Annotated in this window: 2 protein-coding genes and 1 pseudogene; 1 reads left to right on the top strand and 2 read right to left on the bottom strand. The window is 32.9% G+C overall.

Translation table 11 applies throughout. The annotated features are described in order from the left end of the window. Positions 1–448: pseudogene (locus tag OZD66_RS06050) on the bottom strand (transposase); the annotation flags it as partial. Positions 449–1,018: 570 nt separating this feature from the next. On the opposite strand from OZD66_RS06050, the gene OZD66_RS01020 reads away from it, so the two are divergent. Further along, on the top strand, positions 1,019–1,930 hold the full coding sequence (locus OZD66_RS01020; protein WP_182366643.1) for an Rpn family recombination-promoting nuclease/putative transposase: 912 nt from the start codon (positions 1,019–1,021) through the stop codon (positions 1,928–1,930). Here OZD66_RS01020 and OZD66_RS01015 read toward each other — a convergent pair. Further along, positions 1,919–2,428: a hypothetical protein gene (locus tag OZD66_RS01015; RefSeq protein ID WP_259348489.1), complete on the bottom strand. Its 510-nt coding sequence runs from the start codon at positions 2,426–2,428 to the stop codon at positions 1,919–1,921. The genes OZD66_RS01020 and OZD66_RS01015 overlap by 12 nt on opposite strands. Positions 2,429–2,571 lie beyond the last annotated feature (143 nt).

The raw sequence follows: 2,571 nt of genomic DNA, 5'->3' as shown, positions 1-2,571 counted from the left end.
TAGAAGCTTGATATATTTTTTGAATATCTGCTAATAACTCTTTATTTGCTGATTCTCTACTGCTTATTTTCCTTGTAGTCCACTTATAGTAGCCACTAGCAGAAAACCCTACATAATTCCTGCACTTTATAGTGTTTACTATGCTCTTTTATGAAAAAATATTTTACTCTTTTTGACTGGCCAGGGCTTTTTTTAAAATGTCTCTTTCTCTTGTTACTTTTGCTAACTCTTTCTGTAAATCAAATCTCTCTTTGTCATAAGGTGCTACATCTGGAAATGCATTTGCCGCTGACTTTTTTTCGTTATATTTCTTCATCCATTTTCCTAATACACTATCCCTTATTCCTAGATCTCTTGCTACTTTTTCAACTGGTTGACCTACCTTTCTTTGTTCATTTGCCAGCTTAACAGCTTCCAATTTGAATTCTGCTGTATATTCTCTTACCATTTCTAATCCTCCAAAATTTTATTTTACCCAAAAAAACTCTTTTCTTTCTCTCCACTTTTTCTGGGTAAGGTCAGTATTTCTTTTTTACGATCTTTACTTTTATTCTTATTGTTCATATAATATACCCTTCACTAATAATAAATTATTTTTAAATGTTTACTGTTATTTTCTTAGCAGTATTGGCATAAAGCCATAGCTTTTGGGTGAAGTCAAATCAAATTTTCAATTTTTTTTGTTTATTTTTTTATGAAAAGGTAGAAGATATTAATAGCTGCTAATTTCTTTAAACGATGTTGTCGTAGATTCGTATTTTTATACACCAAAAAGGGTATCTTTGATGTCTCCTACAGCTCCAAACTCATAGCATCCATTTGCCGGCCTTTTAAGGCGCTTTATAGAAGGGTTGATTAAAAGATGCACAAAAGGACGTCTAAGGTGCGTAGTAGCATTCTAAAGCCATCTATAGGAGACATTTTTTTCATCAACGCATTCAAAACTTAAAAAAATAAAAAACTTGAATATTTCTTCAGAATTGTGTATAATTATTAATGCTTTTTAAGGTTCTTTCTTATGACTTTTTCTAAGTTTCTTGATCCCAAAAATGATGTATCGTTTAAGCGTATCTTCGGTACTGAAAAAAATAGAGATATCCTTATTCACTTCCTCAATGATATTCTTGGCTTTACTGGTAAAAATGAAATAAAGGATATAGAGTTTTTAAGTACTATTCAAGACCCCGATATCGCTGCTAAAAAGCAAAGTATTGTTGATGTTCTCTGTAGAGATTCTACAGGTGCTCAATACATTTGCGAGATGCAGGTCGCTAAAGCTAAAGGCTTTGAAAAACGTGCCCAATACTATGCTGCTAAAGCTTACTCAAGGCAAGCTGATAAAGGTGACCAGTATCATAACCTTAAGGAAATTATCTTCATTGCTATAGCAGATTGTGTACTGTTTCCTAATAAATCTGAGTACAAATCAAAGCATACTATTCGAGATGAAGACACTAATGAGCATGATCTAAAAGATTTCTATTTTATATTTATTGAGTTGCCAAAATTTCCAAAGAATAAGGAAGATCAGTTGGAAAATATAGTTGAAAAATGGGTTTATTTTTTTCGATATGCAGATGAGACTAGTGAAGAAGAGCTGGAAAAAATAATAGGTAGTGATGTAATAATTAAAAAGGCCTATGAAGAGCTAAATAGATTCAACTGGTCAGAAAAAGAATTTATTGCCTATGAACAGGAAATAAAACGTATTCTTGATGAACAGGCTGTCCTCGCTCAAAAACTTGATGATGCTACTGCAAAAGGTAGAGAAGAAGGTAGAGAAGAAGGCATCCAAATCGGACATGAAAAAGGCAGAAAAGCAGAGAAAATCGAAGTGGCAAAGAACTCACTTAAGGCCGGTGTCTCTATTGATGTTATCACTCAAATTACCGGCCTTTCGATAGATGAAATTCAAAAATTAAGGAATTAATACTTTACCTTGACCTCTAGCTTGAGTTAAATGACATTGAACAGAAGTATTATTTAGATAACTTTTAGACTCCAAGCTTATTTGTTGTTCTTTTACGTCACTCACTTCTAATCTGCTTAACATTTGTTGCATTAATTGATTTATTACTGGGTCTATTCTTCTATTAAATTCAGCCATAAACTTATCAAACTTTTTCGGACTTAATCTACCGGGATCTCCGGGTTCTCTACCAGGCAATGCTTCCTCTGCGTATGATTTTAAAATCCCTGAAATTTCATTAAATTCACCACTCCTAATTTTTTCATTAATCTTCTCAAATAATTTCTCAAAATTAATATCTAAGCGGTGCATTTTTATACCACCTTTCGATTCAGCTTGCTTCTCTAATACTTCCTTGAACGACTTTATAATATCCGATGTGTAAAAAAGAGCCTTTACAGGATTAACATCAGAAAACTTAGGAAGAGGACACTTTTTATCTAGAAAAGCTTGTAACAAGAAAAACATCAAGCTAGCATTATTACTCGCACAAACTTCACGACTAAATTGGCTAGTATAGCTCTTTCCATAAAAGTCCGGATGTGATAGGATAAGGATAGATGATGATAAGGAGGTTGAATGCCAGCAGCATATAGTTATGA

It is taken from the genome of Wolbachia endosymbiont of Drosophila baimaii (genome assembly GCF_028982185.1).
In the GTDB taxonomy this organism is placed as follows: Bacteria; Pseudomonadota; Alphaproteobacteria; order Rickettsiales; family Anaplasmataceae; genus Wolbachia; species Wolbachia pipientis.
Note: the sequence above shows the minus strand (reverse complement) of the source record. Positions and strands in the feature narration are given on the sequence as shown.

What these genes read in the sequence shown, in the direction of transcription:
- OZD66_RS01020 (WP_182366643.1), top strand. Translation starts at nt 1,019, where the DNA reads ATGACTTTTTCTAAGTTTCTTGATCCCAAAAATGATGTATCGTTTAAG.